At 49.1% G+C, this 19,308-nt stretch carries 17 protein-coding genes and 1 riboswitch; of the genes, 2 read left to right on the top strand and 15 right to left on the bottom strand.

Annotated features, from left to right (window positions below; all coding sequences use genetic code 11):
- From purQ to VFK44_10880, 13 genes are all read right to left on the bottom strand, one after another.
- On the bottom strand, window positions 1-539 hold a 539-nt coding region (gene purQ, locus VFK44_10940), incomplete at its 3' end, for a phosphoribosylformylglycinamidine synthase subunit PurQ (protein HET7628894.1).
- Window positions 536-790, bottom strand: coding sequence for a phosphoribosylformylglycinamidine synthase subunit PurS (gene purS, locus VFK44_10935; protein ID HET7628893.1), 255 nt, complete (start codon window positions 788-790; stop codon window positions 536-538). The genes purQ and purS, both read right to left, overlap by 4 nt.
- Window positions 783-1,490, bottom strand: coding sequence for a phosphoribosylaminoimidazolesuccinocarboxamide synthase (gene purC, locus VFK44_10930; protein ID HET7628892.1), 708 nt, complete (start codon window positions 1,488-1,490; stop codon window positions 783-785). The genes purS and purC overlap by 8 nt, the downstream gene beginning before the upstream one ends.
- A 77-nt stretch (window positions 1,491-1,567) precedes the next feature.
- Window positions 1,568-2,863: an adenylosuccinate lyase gene (purB, locus tag VFK44_10925; protein ID HET7628891.1), complete on the bottom strand. Its 1,296-nt coding sequence runs from the start codon at window positions 2,861-2,863 to the stop codon at window positions 1,568-1,570.
- Window positions 2,860-3,987 carry a 5-(carboxyamino)imidazole ribonucleotide synthase gene (purK, locus tag VFK44_10920; GenBank protein ID HET7628890.1) on the bottom strand — a complete coding sequence of 376 codons (1,128 nt, stop codon included), beginning with the start codon at window positions 3,985-3,987 and terminating at the stop codon, window positions 2,860-2,862. Before purK ends, purB begins: the two co-directional genes overlap by 4 nt.
- Window positions 3,984-4,469: a 5-(carboxyamino)imidazole ribonucleotide mutase gene (purE, locus tag VFK44_10915; protein HET7628889.1), complete on the bottom strand. Its 486-nt coding sequence runs from the start codon at window positions 4,467-4,469 to the stop codon at window positions 3,984-3,986. Before purE ends, purK begins: the two co-directional genes overlap by 4 nt.
- Window positions 4,470-4,615: 146 nt before the next feature.
- Window positions 4,616-4,717: riboswitch (purine riboswitch) on the bottom strand.
- Window positions 4,718-4,828: 111 nt separating this feature from the next.
- Complete coding sequence (locus VFK44_10910; protein HET7628888.1) at window positions 4,829-5,374, bottom strand: DUF2179 domain-containing protein; 546 nt, start codon at window positions 5,372-5,374, stop codon at window positions 4,829-4,831.
- Window positions 5,375-5,536: 162 nt separating this feature from the next.
- Window positions 5,537-6,844 (bottom strand): NCS2 family permease, encoded by a 1,308-nt coding sequence (locus VFK44_10905; GenBank protein HET7628887.1) that lies wholly within the window; start codon window positions 6,842-6,844, stop codon window positions 5,537-5,539.
- Between the two features lie 208 nt (window positions 6,845-7,052).
- On the bottom strand, window positions 7,053-7,790 hold the full coding sequence (locus VFK44_10900) for a SurA N-terminal domain-containing protein (GenBank protein ID HET7628886.1): 738 nt from the start codon (window positions 7,788-7,790) through the stop codon (window positions 7,053-7,055).
- A 133-nt stretch (window positions 7,791-7,923) separates the two neighbouring features.
- Window positions 7,924-9,477 (bottom strand): glutamine-hydrolyzing GMP synthase, encoded by a 1,554-nt coding sequence (gene guaA / locus VFK44_10895; protein HET7628885.1) that lies wholly within the window; start codon window positions 9,475-9,477, stop codon window positions 7,924-7,926.
- Between the two features lie 8 nt (window positions 9,478-9,485).
- Entirely contained in the window at window positions 9,486-11,645 is a 2,160-nt protein-coding gene (locus VFK44_10890; protein HET7628884.1) for a transglutaminase domain-containing protein, read from the bottom strand.
- 7 nt (window positions 11,646-11,652) lie between these two features.
- Window positions 11,653-12,915, bottom strand: coding sequence for a DUF58 domain-containing protein (locus tag VFK44_10885; GenBank protein HET7628883.1), 1,263 nt, complete (start codon window positions 12,913-12,915; stop codon window positions 11,653-11,655).
- Window positions 12,912-13,883: a MoxR family ATPase gene (locus VFK44_10880; protein HET7628882.1), complete on the bottom strand. Its 972-nt coding sequence runs from the start codon at window positions 13,881-13,883 to the stop codon at window positions 12,912-12,914. The genes VFK44_10885 and VFK44_10880 overlap by 4 nt, the downstream gene beginning before the upstream one ends.
- A 504-nt stretch (window positions 13,884-14,387) precedes the next feature.
- Between VFK44_10880 and nagZ the strand changes: the two genes are divergently transcribed.
- Window positions 14,388-16,064, top strand: a complete 1,677-nt coding sequence (nagZ, locus tag VFK44_10875) for a beta-N-acetylhexosaminidase (protein ID HET7628881.1) — start codon at window positions 14,388-14,390, stop codon at window positions 16,062-16,064.
- A 247-nt stretch (window positions 16,065-16,311) separates the two neighbouring features.
- On the opposite strand, the gene VFK44_10870 is transcribed toward nagZ, so the two are convergent.
- Entirely contained in the window at window positions 16,312-16,407 is a 96-nt protein-coding gene (locus tag VFK44_10870) for a YjcZ family sporulation protein (protein ID HET7628880.1), read from the bottom strand.
- Window positions 16,408-16,628: 221 nt separating this feature from the next.
- Window positions 16,629-18,164 (bottom strand): malate:quinone oxidoreductase, encoded by a 1,536-nt coding sequence (locus VFK44_10865; protein ID HET7628879.1) that lies wholly within the window; start codon window positions 18,162-18,164, stop codon window positions 16,629-16,631.
- Between the two features lie 368 nt (window positions 18,165-18,532).
- Between VFK44_10865 and VFK44_10860 the strand changes: the two genes are divergently transcribed.
- Window positions 18,533-18,676 (top strand): hypothetical protein, encoded by a 144-nt coding sequence (locus tag VFK44_10860; GenBank protein HET7628878.1) that lies wholly within the window; start codon window positions 18,533-18,535, stop codon window positions 18,674-18,676.
- Window positions 18,677-19,308 lie beyond the last annotated feature (632 nt).

Here is a 19,308-nt window from a genome sequence, read left to right as displayed (position 1 = left end):
GCGATGTCGTCGATCGAACCGTTCGGGTTATTCCCGTGATAACGAAAGACGACTTGGTTGTTTTGTTTCAATGCATGCAAGGTCTGATCATCGCAAAAATAACTGCCTTCGCCGTGCGCGATGGGAATCGTGATGACTTCACCTTTTTCGTATTCCGAGCTGAACATCGTTTCATTGTTCTCTACTCGGAGCGGGACCGGACGGCAAATAAACTTCAAATCTCGGTTTCTGCGCATCGCGCCTGGGAGCAGTCCCGTTTCAAGCAGCACTTGGAATCCGTTGCATACGCCGAGCACCGGCTTGCCTTCGGCTGCCGCTTTCTTCACTTCTTGCATGACCGGTGAAAACTTTGCAATCGCGCCGGAACGCAAGTAATCCCCGTAAGAGAATCCACCTGGAAGCAGCACTGCATCATAACCTTCCAAACTCGCTTGTTCATGCCAAACGTAATCGACTTCTTCCCCGAGTTCGTCGCTGATGGCGTGCCTCATATCGATGTCGCAGTTGGATCCCGGAAAAACGATCACCGCGAATTTCATTGGGAGACGACCTCCTCAACTTCGTAGCTGTAATCTTCAATCACAGGATTGGACAACAATTTCTCACACATTTCTTGAATGCGCGCGTCCACTTGATCTTTTTCTGATTCGAGGGTCACTTCCATATATTTGCCGATGCGAACGTCCTTCACTTCATTGAAATTGAGGCGGTGAAGCGAATGGGTCACGGCGCTCCCTTGCGGATCAAGCACACTTTCTTTCAATGTTACGTAAATTTTCACCTTATACATGGTTAGCGGCCTCCAAGCGAGATAAAATTTCTCCATATGCAGTCGTTAAATCGCCGAGATCTCTGCGGAACACGTCTTTATCGAGCTTCTCCCTTGTTTCTTTGTCCCAAAGACGGCAAGTGTCAGGCGAGATTTCATCGGCTAATAAAATTTCTCCCGACGGCGTCACACCGAATTCAAGTTTAAAGTCTACGAGTTCAATGCCGATTTCCGCGAACAGTCCCGTCAACACTTCGTTGACTTTCTTTGCTTTCTGCTTCAGCTCGCTGACCTGTTCCGGCGTTGCAGCCTTCAGTACGGCCACGTGATCTTCGGTGATGAGCGGATCGCCGAGGTCGTCATTTTTATAATAAAATTCGACAAGTGACTGCTCGAGCTTCGTTCCTTCTTCAATGCCGAGCCGTTTCGACAAACTGCCGGCAACGGTGTTGCGAACGACCACTTCAAGCGGAATGATCGTCACGCGCTTCACCAGCTGTTCCGTTTCGGAAATCTTCTCCACAAAGTGGCTCTCAATTCCCGCTTTCCGCAGCAGATCGAACAACAAAGAAGTAATCGTGTTGTTCAGCTTCCCTTTTCCGATGATATTCGCCTTTTTCACCGCATTATAAGCGGTCGCTTCATCTTTATAAGCAATTCTCACAATCTCGGGATCATCGGTTTCATAGATTTTCTTCGCTTTGCCTTCATAAAGCAGCATGAGAAAGCCTCCATTCAAAAGTGGGTGATCGAAATTCGTTGGTGAATCGCGTGCCGGTCATCGACACAGATCTCGTATTACTGAAGTCCGAGCCGTTCGAAAATCATGTCAACGTTTTTCAAATGATAGTTATAGTCGAAGCAATCGTCGATTTCTTCAGGCGACAACTTCGAAGTAATCGTTTCGTCCGCCTCGATAAATTCGCGGAAAGGCGTGCCGGTTTCCCAAGCTTTCATCGCCTTCGGCTGAACCGTATCGTAAGCTTCTTCGCGCGTCATGCCTTTGTCGATCAACGAAAGCAACACACGTTGCGAGTAAATGAGCCCGTACGTTTTATCCATGTTGCGTTTCATATTTTCCGGGAAAACCGTCAATTCTTTTACGATTTTCGCGAAACGGTTCAACATGTAGTTCAAAGCAATCGTCGCATCCGGTAAAATAATCCGCTCCGCCGACGAGTGCGAAATATCTCTTTCATGCCAAAGCGGCACGTTTTCGTAAGCCGTCAACATATGGCCGCGAATGACGCGCGCCATGCCCGTCATATTTTCCGAGCCGATCGGATTCCGCTTGTGCGGCATCGCTGACGAACCTTTTTGCCCTTTCGCGAAAAATTCTTCGACTTCTCTCGTTTCGCTCTTTTGCAAACCGCGAATTTCGACGGCAAATTTCTCGATCGAGGTCGCAACGAGCGACAATGCACCGACATAAGCAGCATGACGATCGCGCTGCAACGTTTGCGTCGAAATCGGTGCGGCTTGCAAACCGAGTTTTTCACAAACGTATTGTTCCACGAACGGATCAATGTTCGCATACGTGCCGACGGCACCCGACAATTTCCCGAAACGCACACCGTCCGCCGCCTGCTTGAAACGCTCAAGGTTGCGCTTCATTTCTTCGCACCAAAGCGCCAATTTCAAGCCGAACGTCGTCGGTTCGGCATGAATGCCGTGCGTACGTCCCATCATCACCGTATATTTATGTTCTTTCGCTTTGTTTTCGAGAATCTCGATAAAGCGTTCAATATCTTTCAATAAAATGTCGTTCGCTTGCTTCAGCAAATACGACAACGCCGTATCGACAACGTCTGTCGACGTTAAGCCGTAATGGACCCATTTTCTTTCTTCACCGAGCGTTTCCGACACGGCGCGCGTGAAAGCGACAACGTCGTGACGCGTGCTTTCTTCAATCTCTTTAATCCGGTTAATGTCGAAAGACGCATTCTCGCGAAGCTTCTTCACATCTTCCTTCGGAATCTCTCCAAGTTCCGCCCATGCTTCAGCCGCAAGTATTTCGACTTCCAACCACGCTTGAAACCGGTTTTCCTCTGTCCAGATCGCGCCCATTTCCGGTCGCGTATAACGTTCGATCATTCGTTTTCCTCCGTCCCCAAGTTCAATGAAATCGCTTTGTCCCATGCGGCTTCGACTGTATCGGCAAGCACATTGACATGTCCCATTTTTCTTCCTGTTTTCGCTTCCGCTTTGCCATACAAGTGAAGCTTCACGTCATCGAAACGATCGATTTGCGACAATGCCTTTTCCATGTGTTCACCCAAAATGTTCACCATCACAACCGGCTTCAACAAATCCGGTTTGCCGAGCGGCCAGTCGCAAATCGCCCGAATGTGCTGCTGGAACTGCGACGTTTCGCAAGCGTTAATCGAGTAGTGCCCCGAATTATGCGGACGCGGTGCCATTTCATTGACGTAAATGTCGCCGTCCGGCGTCAAAAACATTTCCACCGCCAACGTTCCGACAAGATTAAAGGAATCCGCCAAACTTTTCGCAATCTGTGTCGCCATTTGTTCAATTTCCCGGGAAATTCCCGCAGGAACGATCGTCGTATGAAGAATATTGTCACGATGAATGTTCTCTGCCACCGGCAGCGTGCTCACTTCTCCCGACACACTGCGCGTAACGATCACTGATATTTCCTTCTCAAACGTCACCCATTGCTCGACGATCGCTTTTTGTTTGCCAACAAACGCGCCAAGCGCTTCCTCGACATCCTTCTCTTCACGCAGCACGATTTGTCCTTTGCCGTCGTACCCGCCGCGGCAAGTCTTCACGACCGACGGAAACCCGAGCGCCGCTATCGCGTCGCGGAATTCCGTCTCATCGTGTACGATCCGATACGGCGCCACCTTCGCACCGCTCGCTTCAATCGATTTTTTCTCAAACTCGCGATCTTGCGTATTTTTCAACAATTCGCTGCCTTGCGGCAAGTTCGCGTTCTCTTCCAACCAACGCGCCATTTCCAAATCGACGTTCTCGAACTCGTACGTGATCACGTCGCTCAACTCTGCGAGCTTCTTAATCCCTTCCAAATCGTCATAATTCGCGACGATTTCGTGGTCGGCCACTTGCCCGCACGGCGAGTCGCTTTTCGGTTCAAGCACTGCAATGCGATAGCCCATTTCCCGTGCGGAAATCGCCATCATTCTTCCGAGCTGTCCGCCGCCTAAAATGCCGATCGTTTTTCCCGGTTCAATCATAACGAATCACTCGTTTCTATCACTTTATTTTTCAAGGCTTCCCTTCGCTCAGACAATCGTTCGGCGACGCCTTCATCAAACGCACCAAGAATCTCAGCCGCCAACAATCCTGCGTTCGTTGCTCCTGCTTTACCGATCGCTGTTGTTGCAACCGGTACGCCTCCCGGCATTTGTACAATCGACAATAGTGAATCCAATCCATTCAATGCTCTCGATTGTACTGGAACGCCGATGACCGGCAATGTCGTCTTCGCTGCCACCATCCCCGGCAAATGCGCGGCACCGCCGGCTCCGGCAATGATGACCCGCAATCCACGCTCGCGAGCTTCCTCCGCATAAGCAAACATCAAATCCGGCGTGCGATGGGCCGATACAACTTTTTTCTCATAAGGAATGTCCAATTCTTCAAGAACATCACACGCATGTTTCATCGTTTCCCAATCGGACGTGCTTCCCATGATTACTCCGACATTCGGTTTCATCTTCATAAGCTCCTTCCATCCTAGAGATCCGTCTTAGCGAGAGGGACTTTCTTCCATAAAAAAACGCCCAAAGCTGCTCGCTGCTCCAATTTCACTTGAGAGAAAGCGGCTTGTGGACATACCTCTCCTTTCGCGCCGTCTCGACGACAGACGCAACTTCCCCTCATAGTCCGCCAATTTACGGTCGGCGGGTAGAGACTCATGGGCCGTATTCCCAAAATTATATGAGGCCATCATTCAATTCTATCTTTAGTTTATCAAGGTTTTCGACATCGAGTCAAGCAAAAATCGAACGTTTTATAATTCGAAGAACTTGATTGTTCGGTTTTTCAGCCTTTTTCGAAACGAACCGGGCCATTTTACACCGGAAACTGTTTTTTCCCGCGGATCGCTTTCACCCAGAAACCGCCGCGAAACGCCTTCGGTTCGTGAGAAATAATAAAAGCGTTTGGGTCCAATTCTCGTACTTTCCGATACAAATTGATCTCCGATTTGCGCGGCGTCAAAATCTCCATCATCAACCGGGCGCCTTCGCGTCCATACGCCATCCAATTCGTTACCCCGAAACCGTCTTTCCGGAGCATCGAAGGAAGATCTTGATCGAAATTGCTGCTGATGACATTCACCGTGATGTAGCCGAGCGCTAATTTTTCCTCGATTTTCATGCCGACGATGACGCCGAACCCGTAACCGATCGCGTACGCTGCCAAATTCCAAACTTCATGTAAATGATCCAAAACCAATCCGAGGCCGACGACGTAAATGACAACCTCCGCCATACTTGTCACGGCTGCCAAATAGCGGTGCCCTTTCAACGTCAAAATCATCCGCATCGTAAAGAAACTGACGTAAATGACATTGACCGCGAAAATAATAACCGGCATCGCCCATGGGCTGTTCAACAATCCACCCACTGTCCCATCCTTCCTTTCCATGAATCTGCCAATCTATCATATCATGATTTCCGTATCCCGCGAAACAGGGGCTTGTTGCGATCATGTGTCAGTGAATCCGGCAAATAAGAAAAAGGCCGTCTCGATGGACGACCCCTAGTTTATCGCAATCCTTTATGCCAAAAACGTAAAATACAAAACGAATATGAAGAACAGGAAGTACATGATCGGATGAATGTCCTTGCCTTTGCCTTTGACGAACATGGTCACCGGGTACATGACGAGACCGAGCGCGATGCCGTTGGCGATACTGTACGTGAGCGGCATCATGATGATCATCAAAAATGCCGGAACTGCCATTTCAAACGTGTCCCAACGAATTTCACCGAGCGCAGAAACCATAAGCACGCCGACGATGATCAAAGCTGGGGCGGTAACGTTAGACGTAACAACCGTAAGCAAAGGCGAGAATAACAACGCCAGGATAAAAAGTGCCGCCGTAACCACGGATGCAAAACCGGTACGGCCGCCGGAAGCCACGCCGGAAGACGATTCGATGTAAGCCGTCGTTGGAGACGTTCCTAAGATCGAACCTGCGACGATCGAGGACGAGTCGGCGAGGAGCGCACGGCTGCCGCGCTTCATCTTATTGCCTTCAATCAAGCCCGCTTGCGAAGCTACCGCCATCAGCGTTCCGGCCGTGTCGAAAAATTCGACGAACAAGAACGTAAGGACGACGACAAGCAAATTCAGCGTGAATACCGACGACGGATCAGCAAAAATTTGCGTGATCGCCACGCCGAAAACCGGCTCCAAGCTAGGTACGGCACCGACGATTTGGCCGGGTGCCGGGATCACGTTCGTGAAGATGCCGACGAGCGCGGTCAAGATCATGCCGACGAAAATGGCTCCGGGCACTTTGCGTACCATCAAAATGACCGTGACGAAAAGTCCGAAAATCGTCAGCAATGTCCCCGGCGTCGACAGGTTGCCAAGCGTCACGAGCGTCGCTTCATTCGGCACGACAATGCCTGCCCCTTTCAAGCCGATGAACGCAATGAAAAGCCCGATGCCGCTCGCCGAAGCCATTTTCAAATCGCGCGGAATCGCGTTCAAGATCATTTCCCGAATTTTCAACATCGTGATAATGACAAAAATAATGCCTGAGAAAAGTGTTCCTACAAGTGCAGTCTGCCAGGAAACACCCATGCCGATGACGACCGAGAAAGCAAAAAAAGCGTTCAAGCCCATGCTCGGCGCGATGGCGACCGGGTAGTTGGCGATGAAAGCCATCAGCAAGCAGCCAACGACGGCCGATAAAGCGGTGGCCGTAAAGACTGCGCCTTTTTCCATGCCGGCGTTGGCAAGAATCGCCGGATTGACGAACAAGATGTACGCCATCGCCAAAAAAGTCGTAACGCCGGCCGTCGTTTCACGGCGCATGTTCGTTCCGTTCTCCTCAAAACGAAAATAACGAGAAATCAATGAACTTCCCCCTTAATCAAGAAAATGTGGAAACCATTTTTTCGACTGTTGTCGAGCTCATTTTAGCAATAGTCTGTTTTTACGTCAATACAAAATCCGAACATTCCAACGAATTTTGTTGTTTATATTCGGTTTTCCCGTTGCAGCGTAGAGCAAAATAAGCAAAGGCCGACTCAACAGGTGAGTCAGCCTCATTGCGTTCTCGTCAAATCTTCACTTCGATTTCACTCTTCTTCTTCAATTCATCAACGATGTCGTTAATCTTCTGCTGCTTTTTTTGCCGCTCCAATTCCTTTTTGATTTGCGGCTTGATTTCCGCTAATTTCTTCGGCTTTTCCGTCTTCTCTTTATAGTTCTCGTAAAACGCCTGAATCTCCTTGTCTGTCACGTTCACGTCGACTTCCTTCTCAAGGTAAGTCTCCCACTCAATTTTCATCCCCATGTTTTTCTTCAACTCGGCCATTGTCATGTTTTGTTCGCTGAGCGTCTGCTTCAGTTTCTTTTCGCCGCCGTATTGCTGCTTCAACTGTTCCACGCGGTCGTTCACTTCTTCTTCGGACGGCCGATACCCTTTCTTGTCGGCATCTTGCAACAGGAGGGTTTGCCCGATCACGCTGTCGAGCGCCTGCTGCTTTGATTTTTTGTAAATGTCCGCTTTGGATGCTTTCTGATCGCCTTTCTGGGCTTGGGCGAGCAAGTGCATTTGCTCAATCCGTTTCAAAATCGGATTGTATGTTGCGCCTTTCACTTTCTCGCCGTTGACGATGACAACCGTTTTGTCTTCATCAACAAGCCCTTTCATTTTCGGCTCGTGCGCTTCCTTCTCTGTTGATTTCCCATCGTCTCCGCTTTTTGCCGATTTTCCTTCCTCATTTCCGCCGCAAGCAGCCAACGCCAAAACGAGCACCGCTCCCATCAACCCTAAAACGCCTTTCCGCCACATGGTGTCCGTCCCCTTTCTGAAATACTCATCGTAGAGTACCACAAGTAAGGCAGGGAACACAATGGGACAATGGTTCGAAACACGAGGCAAAAAAAGCCGGCCGAGCACGTAACGCTCAGCCGGCGGTGAAAGCCTATTCCCACTCAATTGTGGAAGGCGGTTTGGATGTAATATCATAAACAATCCGGTTCACGTGGTCGACTTCGTTCACGATGCGCGTCGAGATCCGTTCGAGCACGTCGTACGGAATGCGCGCCCAGTCGGACGTCATGCCGTCGACGGAAGTGACCGCGCGAATGCCGATGCAGTAGTCATACGTGCGGGCATCGCCCATGACACCGACGCTGCGCATGTCCGGCAAGACGGTGAAGTATTGCCAGATGTCGCGGTCAAGGCCGGCGGCCTTGATTTCACGGCGCAATACAGCGTCTGATTCGCGGACGATCTCGAGCTTTTCCTCGGTAATTTCGCCAAGGACGCGGATGCCGAGTCCCGGACCCGGGAACGGCTGACGCCAGACGATCTCGTCGTCCAAACCAAGCTCGGAACCGAGCTTGCGAACTTCGTCCTTGAACAGTGTGTTCAGCGGTTCGATCAAATCGAACTGCATGTCCTCCGGTAAACCGCCGACATTATGGTGCGATTTGATCGTTTGCGCCGTATCCGTGCCGCTCTCGATGATGTCCGTATACAACGTCCCTTGCACAAGGTAATCAATGTTCGTCAGCTTTTCCGCTTCTTCCTCAAACACGTATATGAATTCGTTTCCGATGATTTTCCGCTTCTGCTCCGGATCGGATACGCCTTTAAGCTTCGACAAGAAACGTTCTTTCGCGTCGACTTTGATCACATTCATCCGGAACTTTTCGGCGAACGTTTCCATCACGCTGTCCGCTTCCCCTTTTCGCAACAAGCCGTGATCGACGAAAATACAAGTCAGCCGATCGCCTACCGCCTCATGCACGAGGGCAGCTGCCACGGAGGAGTCCACCCCACCGCTCAAGGCGCACAACACGTTGCGGTCACCGACCGCTTCGCGAATGTCCGCCACTTTCTCCTCAATAAAGTTCGACATCGTCCAATCGCCTTTGCATTCGCAAATGTCGAACGCGAAGTTGCGGAGCATGTCCATGCCTTGCTCCGTATGGCGTACTTCCGGATGGAATTGCACGCCGAACAACTTTCGCTGCGGATCGCTCATCGCCGCGACCGGACAGGACGGATTGGTCGCATCGACAGTAAAGCCGGCCGGCGGCGCTTTCACGAGATCACCGTGACTCATCCATACGGATGCGTTGCCGTTGATCCCCGCGAGCAAGGCGGAGCTCTTCTCCGCCTCCAGCTGCACCTCTGCCTTCCCATACTCCCTGTGGACGGCCCGTTCGACGTGCCCGCCGAAATGCAGACTCAACAATTGCATGCCGTAGCAAATGCCGAGAATCGGAATGCCGAGGTCAAAGATCGCCTCATCGCACCGCGGTGCGCCTTCCCCGTACACGCTGTTCGGTCCGCCGGAAAAAATGATGCCTTTCGGCGCGCGCGCGCGGATTTCTTCCGCCGTCGTCGTATTCGGCAGCAATTCGCTGAACACGCCAAGCTCTCTTACGCGCCGTGCAATCAATTGGTTGTACTGACCTCCGAAGTCCAGTACGATGATTTCTTCATGATTGTCTTGCAACCTCTCCATCCCCTCATCTATTCAGCCATAAGCCTTTTTATGATCGTATCCCACATCACTTTCGTTTCTTGCCAAGCTGCGCTGGACGTTCCTCCACGGTAGGCAAGCCTTTCATAGGCAACCGTCAATTCCTTCATTTCAACGGTGCCGAGCGCCTGATCCACTTTTACAGCAAATTCCCTTAACGTTTGCTGGTTTCCCCGGGTCAAGCCGAATAAAGGAAGAAGCTTCAACAACTGTTCATACGCTTCCTGAAACGTATCCTCGTCATTTTTCCCGAGATATCGCAGCCGGAGGAGACGAGGAAGCCAAAGCTTCCGTTTCCAATAAGCGGCCCCCGCCGCAAGCAACAACAAAATCACTCCTATAATAATGCCGGTATTCGACATCGTCAAGCGATCCAATGTCCCGGCTCCGGAAGAGGCTTGTTCGTTTTCGTTTGGTCTCGGAATCAACTGCGGATTTCTTTGGTTTTGTTCCGGAAGGTCTGTCGCTGTATCGTTCGAATCGTTGCCGGTTGCTGTTTCATCTGGTGACTCATCTTTCTTCTTTACGATATCGATCGCGTTGCGAAACCCTTTCGTCGGTTCGAAAGGCACCCATCCGACATTCGGAAAGTAAACTTCCACCCATGAATGGGCATTTGCGTTCGTCACTTGAAAGACCGTCTTTCCGTTCGGGAGGCTGTCCTTATAATCGCCGGGGGTAAATCCTTTCACCCAGCGCGTCGGAATGCCGATCGTCCGAAGCATAACCGCCATGGCTGAAGAGAAATTGTCGCAATATCCCTGTTTCGTTTCGAACAAAAATTGCGCCACGTAATCTTGATTTTTCGCCGGAACGGCAACATCTTCGGTATTGTACTCAAACCCCGCGGTGTGCAAGTATCGTTCGACGGCTTTCGCTTTGTCGTAAGCATTGGCAGCGTCTTTTGTAATCGATTCCGTAAGCGTTTTGACCTTTTCCGGGAGCGACTTCGGCAGCTGCAAATACGGCTCGATCGCCGGCGGATAAACAACGGACTTTTTTAATTGTTCTTCCGTAAACTCTGGAACATTATACGATAACGTGTAATGCTGGAGCGTCACCGGATTCTCGGCCGCGTACGGCTGAATTTTTTGCGTATTCTCATCCATTAGAAACTGTACGCCGTTTGCTTTTATATCCGTAATTTCGCCGCCGTACACGAGCTGCGGAAACTTGCGTCCTTGTTCGAATACAATCTTGGCCGTCTTTTCGTGTACCGTAACGTTTTCATTGTTATACAATTCCGGCGCCGGATCGCGGTCGAAGTTCACCTTGACCAAAGGCGTATCGGTGGATACCCACCCTTTTCCCGTATAAATGGATTTTGACTCCACGCGCCAATACGATCTTTCCTTCGTCGCCACCGTAAACAACGGATCGTTATCGGACAGAAACGGTCCTCCGAGACGTTCGTCGTTTGAATCGTAGCCGATGCGCCTTAAGGTTCCTCCCGGGCCAACCCCAGCTGCGCTTTTCAGAAAAGGAACCGGGTCCGGCCATTGCGGACCTGCCTTCGGAGCCGCAAATCCGACAACCGTCGTCAAGAGAAGAACCGCCGCCATCACGACCGCCCAAGTTGCTGGAAACATACCGAAAGAGGCATTCATCCGTTCTTCTTCCCTCAGTTTCACGAAACGGAGCAAACCGAGCAAAGCAAAGCCGATGACAACGACTCTAACGATGGCACCGCTTGCGTCATAGAGCGTAAACGTATCAATAATCGTAATGTAAACAACGGTCGAGAAGAAAAACAGCAACACCGTTCTCGCTTGAATCAACCAATAATACATCAAATAACTGATCAACCATAATAATACAAAAAACAAGAAGGAACGGAACACGTCGGACAGACTGGTGAAGTCCAATGTCAGCAAGTGCCCCGCGTTTGTAAGCAAATGATGGAGCAAATTCGTCAACCAGCCGGGATCCAGCAACGGTCCATAATAAAACAACATGTGCAAAGAAAATAAAATTGCAGCCGCTTTCGCGGGAGCCGACAGCCAAAACGGAAGCTGCAAATACGTAAGCAAAAACGCAAAGGCTGCAAACATCACGAAGACATCCACGTGCGAGGTGTTCGTAATCAATGGAATCGGGCGCAGCCATTCCCAAAAAAGCAAAAACCCGAGTCCGTATACAATAAACGTCATGAGTCTGTTACCCGTTTGTCGCATAGTGACTCCCCATATTCAAAACTTCGCTTAAATTTCCGTTTCCGATCATATATACGCCGACACCTGTTCGCCTGAGCCGTTCGACGCGAAAATCCTCACGTGCAGAAGAGGAGCTTTCAGAAAGCAGGAACAGATCGGCTTTCTGGTTTCGCCGCTGCATTTCATCGAAAAGGCGCAGCGTCGCATCCGAAACGACTGACGTAATGAAAATGACATTAACCTTTGCTGGAAAACGGCGTAGCGATTGGATGAGCAGTGGAAAAGGATTCCCGGTTCCGTCCGGTTGAACCATCGCGAGATGGTGAAAGATGCGCCACTGTTGGTGCGAATCGGAAGCTAGAGGATAGATCCCTTTCTCTTTTCCGCAAGAAACGAATCCGACTGACCCGCCCTTTTTCATGCCGTATCGCACCATCGATGCCGCCGCGCTTACACCGGTTTCAAACCAATCGGCGCGGCCGCGAAAATGGTCGGCACGACGATCAAGGCAAATCACGAAATCTTCGTTGAGCGGACGTTCAAATTCCTTCGTCAACAATTTATTCGTACGTGCCGTCGATTTCCAATCGACCCAAGACAAACGATCTCCAGTCGAGTAGTCGCGCACACCGGAAACCGACGTAAGATCGAATTGAAAAAGGTTTTTCCCTCTTCGCTCGCCTTCCTCGTGCCGTTCTTGCGGATCCCAATGATGAATTTCCTCAAACGCTGGATAAACGAGCAACTGCTGGTCCGTCAGCGCGATCCGCGACTTTTCGAACCACCCGAATGCGTCGCCGATTTTCAATTCGAATTCCGAAAGCGAGAACTCCCCGCGCGGCAACGGTTCAAGCGTATACCGATAACGAAGCGATTGGCGAAAGCCGGGGAAAAAGATCGCTTTTGCACCAAAACGGTAATCTTTCATTTCAGCGCGGGCCGTACCCGCCAATGTACCAGGCAAACGATCTTCGACGACCAAGAACAGCAACGGAAGACGCGACTTACGGTAAATATCAACGGTGACGACGAGCTTCGCCCCCGCCGTAAACACTTCGCCGGCCAAACTCCGTTCCACCTGCACTTTTTCAAGCGGATAAACGGCCACCGACACAACATACAAGAAAATCGGAAGAATCCCGTAAAACAAAAACCAGCTCACGAATCCCCCTTGGAACATCGCATAGGCGAACAGAACGCAGGTGATGACGAAAAGCCAGCCAATGCCGAGCTCAGGCCTTCTGAAGAATCCGAGCGTTTTTTTCATCGGAGCGATCTTTCCTTCGCTACCGGAACATGAACATGTTCCAAAACCTCCTTGATCACTTCCTCCGGCTTTTGCCCTCCGAACTTGGCATCGGATTTCAAGATGATCCGATGACTGAGCACGAACGGCGCCAACCGTTTCACGTCGTCCGGCACGACATAGTCGCGATTATGATAGAAAGCATAAGCCTGTGCCGCCTTCATTAAAGAAAGCGCTCCGCGCGGCGAAGCTCCGAGATAAACGAGACGATGATTTCTCGTGCGCCTGACGATGTCGACCATATACTTTCGAACCGAATTCTCTACGAAGACCTGCAGGACTTCAGCTTTCAGCCGCAAGATTTCGTCCAACCCGATGACCGGTTCGACCTTATCGATCGGATGTCCCTTCTCAATGCGGGTCAAAACGTCCAATTCCTCTTGCTCGGACGGATAGCCCATATGCAGTTTCATCATAAAGCGGTCCATTTGCGCTTCCGGCAGCGGAAACGTACCTTCATATTCAATGGGGTTTTGTGTGGCCATGACAAAAAACGGATTCCCGAGCGAATGGGTTTCTCCGTCTACCGTGACGCAGCCGTCTTCCATCCCTTCCAATAGCGCTGACTGCGTTTTCGGTGAAGTTCGGTTAATTTCGTCGGCGAGAATAATGTTTCCCATGATCGGGCCTGGGCGAAACTCAAACTTGCTTTCTTTTTGGTTGTAAATCGAAATGCCGGTAAGATCCGACGGCAGCAAATCGGGCGTAAACTGGATTCTTTGAAACTTTGCTCCTACCGATTTCGCGATCGCCTTCACCATCATCGTCTTCCCTACTCCCGGCACGTCCTCCAACAATACATGGCCGTCCGCGAGCAGCGAAACGAGACTGAGTTCCGCAATTTGCCGCTTCCCAATCATCACTTTCTCGACGCTGTCGATTACTTTTTCCAATAATGGATGAACCGAATCAAATCGGGTTGTTGACATGGCACGTCCCCCTGTCGCTAGATTCTAATATCGAAATCTAAATTTTCAAATATATCCATTTGTTTTCCACGAATGGCAAAAGCATTCATTCCTTAGTATACCAGAGAACGACAGAGATCTCACTTTTCACTTAGACAAATATCGCCCCTCCCGAATCGCCTCCAAGTCTAGCGATCTTTCATCGGAGATTAGCGGCCGTAATGAATTCCCGAAAGACATATATACGAAAATGTTGAATCCATAACATGGGAATGAGTTCCGTCCCAACTCTATCGAAAGTGGGTGAATCCAAGCAGGTCCAGTCTATTCAATCACGCAGCCTTGCCGCCCTTCACAAGGAATTCGCGGCGGTGACCGACACGGAGAACTTCGTCAAGCGTGTCATATGAATAGGGACAAGGATCCTGAAGCTGAAAAATATCAAGGGCAAGCGAAACCATTCAGGATTGTCCGAAGTTACATGGAACAAACAGGGTTGCGAGGAGGGGATTGAACTTGAAGAAGATGATGGTGATTTCTGCCGCGGCACTTTTCTGTTCCTTCGCTCCCGCCAGCAGCTTTCAAGACAAACAGCCTCAATGGCCGATGAACGACTCGCCGATCGCGAGCGCAAAGGGAATTCAAGTGAGTCTCCCCCCGCAGCATCAACAGAAACCCATTCAAGCGATTATGGCAATGGCCGCAGAAGGAAGATTATACGGTACACATTTTCAACTTGGCGAAACAACGAGCGAAACATTGATCAAGCAGTTCGGGCCGCCCGATCGAAAGGCGGAAACCGCAAGCGGTATTTATTTCGAATGGCATCACGAAAACATCAGCGCCGGCATGAATCACGGCAAGCAAATCCTCGACCTGAGGTCTTCACGAGCCATCGTCCAGAACATTACCCTCGAAGCGCTGAAAACAGAACTCGGAAAACCGGATGCGGTTCATTTCTTCAAAACGGCGAAGGTGGATCAAGTCATCTGGATATACAACGAGAACCTTTATCAAATAAAGTGGATCTTCCCCCGGCCGACAAAAGCAGCGATGAACCCCGTTGCCGATCACATCTCAGTCACCTATCAGCCGGGAAAACAATGGCAAGCCAAGTCGATAGACGATCGATTGAAAACGATGAGTGTTAAAGAAAAAATCGGTCAGATGATCATCGCCGGGATCGACGGAACTTCTCTCACAGAGACCAGCAAAACGTTTTTGCAACGCGATCACATCGGAGGGGTTATTTTTTATCAAAAAAATCTCGTCAGTCCGCGGCAAGCCGTTCGGTTCTTGAATGAGATCAAGGCACAAACAGCTTCAACAGACGTCCCGCTGCTGTTCGGCATCGACCAGGAGGGCGGGCGCGTCTCGAAACTGCCGAAGCCATTCAGACGAATCCCAAGCGCACGGGTCATCGGCAATAAAAATGATCCCGCATACGCCGAAAAAATCGGTCGAGCTCTGGCCTTGGAAGTGAAAAGCGTCGGCTTGAACCTCAATTTCGCTCCCGTACTCGACATAAACAGCAATCCGCGAAATCCGGTGATCGGCGATCGAGCATTCGGGACGAGCGAAGCGGTGGTCAGCCGCATCGGCATTCCGGTCATGAAGGGCATTCAGTCCGAGGGCATCCTTGCAGTCGTTAAGCATTTTCCCGGGCACGGCGATACCAACATCGATTCACATACCGGCTTACCGGTGGTTCACTACGATCTCAAGCACTTGCTAAACGTCGAAATCCAACCGTTCGCAAAAGCCATCAAGGAAGGTGCGGACATGGTAATGGTAGCCCATATAAGCTTTCCGAAAATCGACCCAAATGCCCCCGCCTCCTTGTCGAAAACGTTCGTAACGGATGTGCTTCGAAACAGGCTTGGATTCGATCATGTGATCATGACCGACGATTTGACCATGGGAGCCATTACGAACAAGCAAGACATTGGTTCGGCCGCGGTAAAAGCGGTCAAGGCCGGAAATGATCTGTTATTAATTGCACACGGACAAAATAATGTCGACCGCGCGATAGAAGCGGTCGAAAAAGCGGTCAAGCAGGGGGATATTCCGGTCAGCCGACTCGATGCCAGCGTTCGCCGGATTCTCGAATTAAAGATCAACTACCATTTAAGCAGCCAACCGACCCGTTATCCGAATGTAAAAGAAATAAATCAACAAATCGACCGTTGGCTCAACGATTAAAAGACACCGGCTCCGCCGGTGTCTTTCGCCGCTTGATTCTTCTTGATCAACATGAATGAATGAGCAAGCGCACGCTGCAGCTCAATTGAAGGGTTTGGAGAAAAACAAAATACGGGGGCGGAGTGCCCCCTTGAGGTGAAATCATGTGAAATGTGCGGGAGTTCTTCAATTCGGAAAAGGCACATTCCAAAAGATACCATTCCTAATTTATGCACCGATCGTGAAATTATGCTTCCGATCGGTTATTTTAATACACGTACGCAGCACCGACAATAATCAGCAAAATGAACAATACGACAATCAATGCAAATTGATTGCTATAGCCTCCGCCTCCGTAGCCCATCAAAATCACTCCTTTTCATATATTGTGAGTTTCCTCCTCACATGATTAGCATATTGTGATGAAGTGAAATGGAAAGGGACAAGTTGCGCAGGATAAGCGATGGTTTTTAAATAATGCCGGGACAACACACCTGCGCTGCCGATAGCGGACGTGATGAAATACGATTTTTTTCAAAAAAAAAGAAGCTTCCGACGAAACGCGGAAACCTCTTTTACGCGAGCTTAAACTTTTTCAATTTCCTTTGCAGCATTTTCTTCGGATCGTTCATCTTCGCCCATGCTCAGCCCAAGCGCTTGCGCTGTCGACGCATGAATTTCCCGGAAAAGTTTCGGGTTTTCCGCCAGCTTCACGCCGTAAGAAGGAATCATTTCCTTGATTTTCGGTTCCCACTCTTCCATTTGTCGCGGAAAACATCGGTTCATGACGTCGAGCATGACTTGGACAGCGGTAGAAGCTCCCGGTGAAGCACCAAGTAATGCCGCCAGCGACCCGTCCGAAGAACTTACCACTTCCGTGCCGAACTGCAGCGTTCCCTTGCCGCCTTCCACCGTGTCTTTGATGACTTGGACGCGCTGTCCCGCTGTGACTAACTCCCAATCTTCGCTTTTTGCGCCCGGAACAAACTGCCGCAATTCTTCCATTCGCTGTTCTTTCGATAACAGCAACTGCTGGATCAAGTATTTCGTCAAAGCCATGTTTTTGGCACCTGCCGCCAGCATCGTAATGAGATTGTGCGGTTTGATCGAGGTGACCAAATCGAACAAAGAGCCGTTTTTTAAAAACCTTGGCGAGAAACCGGCAAACGGTCCGAATAACAAGGATTTCTCGTTGTCGATGTATCTCGTGTCCAAATGAGGGACCGACATTGGCGGAGCCCCAACCGCCGCTTTTCCGTACACTTTTGCATAATGCTGCTCGACAATGTCTGGATTGTTGCAGACCATAAACAGTCCGCTCACCGGGAATCCCCCAATCTGTTTCCCTTCTGGTATTCCGGACTTTTGCAGCAAATGCAGGCTGCCTCCCCCGGCTCCGATGAAGACGAACTTAGCGGTATGACTCTCGACGGTCCCGGTATCAAGATTTTTTACCTTCAATTCCCAAGACTCTCCATCGGTCCGTTTGAGGTTTTCAACCTTCGTCCGATAACGAACATCGACGTTTTTGCTTTCCAAATGCTCGATAAGCAGGCGCGTTAATGCCCCAAAGTTGACATCCGTACCCGAGTCTATTTTCGTGGCTGCGAGCGGCTCGTTGAACGTTCGGTCTTTCATCATCAACGGCAGCCATTCCTTCAGTTGCTCCGGGTCATCGGAAAATTCCATTCCCTCAAACAGCGGGTTGCTCGATAACGCCTCGAAGCGTCTTTTCAAAAACGCTACATTCGATTCCCCATGAACATAACTCATATGCGGCAAGGGCCGGATGAAATCGTGCGGATGGCGGATCAGACCGCGGTTGACGAGATAGGACCAAAACTGCCTCGACAGCTGAAACTTCTCATTGATTTTGACCGCTTTGCTAATATCTACGGAACCATCCGGTTGTTCAACGGTATAATTCAGCTCGCACAAGGCCGAATGCCCCGTTCCCGCGTTGTTCCATTCGTTGGAACTCTCCTCCCCCGCTTTCGGGAGTTTCTCGAATACCTTAATGTTCCATTCCGGGACCAATTCTTTCAGCAGCGTCCCCAATGTCGCGCTCATGATTCCTGAACCTATTAAAATTACGTCCGTGTCGGTTTTCCTGATGCTCATTTTTACCAGATCCTTATAATCAAAGAATAGAAGTAAAGATGCGGGCGCTCTGCTTAAGCATCACGGTAAAGCAAGACACACCAAAGACACATCTCGTCTGTTTCAAAAAATCGCTTCATTCCAACTTTTTATTATACCACCATCCTTCAATCAATCAAAGAATTCTTTTGCTAGGAACCAACTTGAAAAGTTTGTCTTTTCAAATGCAATTTTTTTGTGTTCTTTATAATGCATCAGAGATTGGTAATTTGATACATTCAGGGGATTGAGATGCAGATGATAAATATATCCCACTAAAGAAAAATAACATCTCATTTATTTTGGAATTATGGTTGAAAGACTAATATGAAACTGGGGGAGTACCAATTGTGGATGCCGTAGGAAGTATATTGAAAAAGATTGGATATTTATTAATGATTGCCGGATTTATTGCTGGTATAGTCATTGGAAATGATTTAGGAACGTTTTTCAATGAAGACTTCGCTTGGTCAATTGCGATATACAGCTGGTAATATAATTTTGTTATTGGAAGTTTATTTGTCAGTTTTGGTAAAGTTATTGACCTTTTAGTGGAACAAACCAAATATATCAGAGATGCAAATATGTTAAATAAAGCCTTACTCAGTGAGGTTAAACAATTACGTGAGGGTGCTTCTATTCAACCAAAAGAAAACTCTAAGAATCAATTGATGAATTCAGATAAGATCTCTACTACTAACAAAAAAACTTAGTTCGTTTGGAAAACATAGAACCTGTTACAGAAGAACAAAAACAAAAGATTATTAAAAGTTACCCGCGTAAAATTAAGGTTAACAATATTAACCGTACACCTTTTGAACATATCTATATAGCTGATTGCGAAGATGGTCAGTATGATTTGATTCGATACAGTGGTTTTTTACCATTTTTAATAAAAATGGAGGATTATCAAGACGAATTGAAGCAATGGTTTGATTCTTATACGCTAAACAACAAGATTTGAGATATAAAAATAAAATAAAGCTTCCCATAAGTTCAGCGAACTTATGAGAAGCCTCAAAAAGTAATTTTTAGCAAGGATTATGGTCAAAATATTTCCTTTTTCTTTTGCCATAAATCCTTTTATATCAAGGGTTTCTGGGCTTTGTTACATCATGCCGCCCAT

The organism is Bacillales bacterium (genome assembly GCA_035700025.1).
Lineage (GTDB): Bacteria > Bacillota > Bacilli > Bacillales > DASSOY01 > DASSOY01.
This window is presented reverse-complemented; position numbering and strand designations above follow the sequence as displayed.

Excerpts from the sequence above, each read along its gene's own strand:
- purS (HET7628893.1), bottom strand. The coding sequence starts at position 790 with ATGTATAAGGTGAAAATTTACGTAACATTGAAAGAAAGTGTGCTTGAT.
- purC (HET7628892.1), bottom strand. The coding sequence starts at position 1,490 with ATGCTGCTTTATGAAGGCAAAGCGAAGAAAATCTATGAAACCGATGAT.
- purB (HET7628891.1), bottom strand. The coding sequence starts at position 2,863 with ATGATCGAACGTTATACGCGACCGGAAATGGGCGCGATCTGGACAGAG.
- purK (HET7628890.1), bottom strand. The coding sequence starts at position 3,987 with ATGATTGAACCGGGAAAAACGATCGGCATTTTAGGCGGCGGACAGCTC.
- purE (HET7628889.1), bottom strand. The coding sequence starts at position 4,469 with ATGAAACCGAATGTCGGAGTAATCATGGGAAGCACGTCCGATTGGGAA.
- VFK44_10900 (HET7628886.1), bottom strand. The coding sequence starts at position 7,790 with ATGTGGCGGAAAGGCGTTTTAGGGTTGATGGGAGCGGTGCTCGTTTTG.
- guaA (HET7628885.1), bottom strand. The coding sequence starts at position 9,477 with ATGGAGAGGTTGCAAGACAATCATGAAGAAATCATCGTACTGGACTTC.
- VFK44_10890 (HET7628884.1), bottom strand. The coding sequence starts at position 11,645 with ATGACGTTTATTGTATACGGACTCGGGTTTTTGCTTTTTTGGGAATGG.
- VFK44_10885 (HET7628883.1), bottom strand. The coding sequence starts at position 12,915 with ATGAAAAAAACGCTCGGATTCTTCAGAAGGCCTGAGCTCGGCATTGGC.
- VFK44_10880 (HET7628882.1), bottom strand. The coding sequence starts at position 13,883 with ATGTCAACAACCCGATTTGATTCGGTTCATCCATTATTGGAAAAAGTA.
- nagZ (HET7628881.1), top strand. The coding sequence starts at position 14,388 with ATGATGGTGATTTCTGCCGCGGCACTTTTCTGTTCCTTCGCTCCCGCC.
- VFK44_10870 (HET7628880.1), bottom strand. The coding sequence starts at position 16,407 with ATGGGCTACGGAGGCGGAGGCTATAGCAATCAATTTGCATTGATTGTC.
- VFK44_10865 (HET7628879.1), bottom strand. The coding sequence starts at position 18,164 with ATGAGCATCAGGAAAACCGACACGGACGTAATTTTAATAGGTTCAGGA.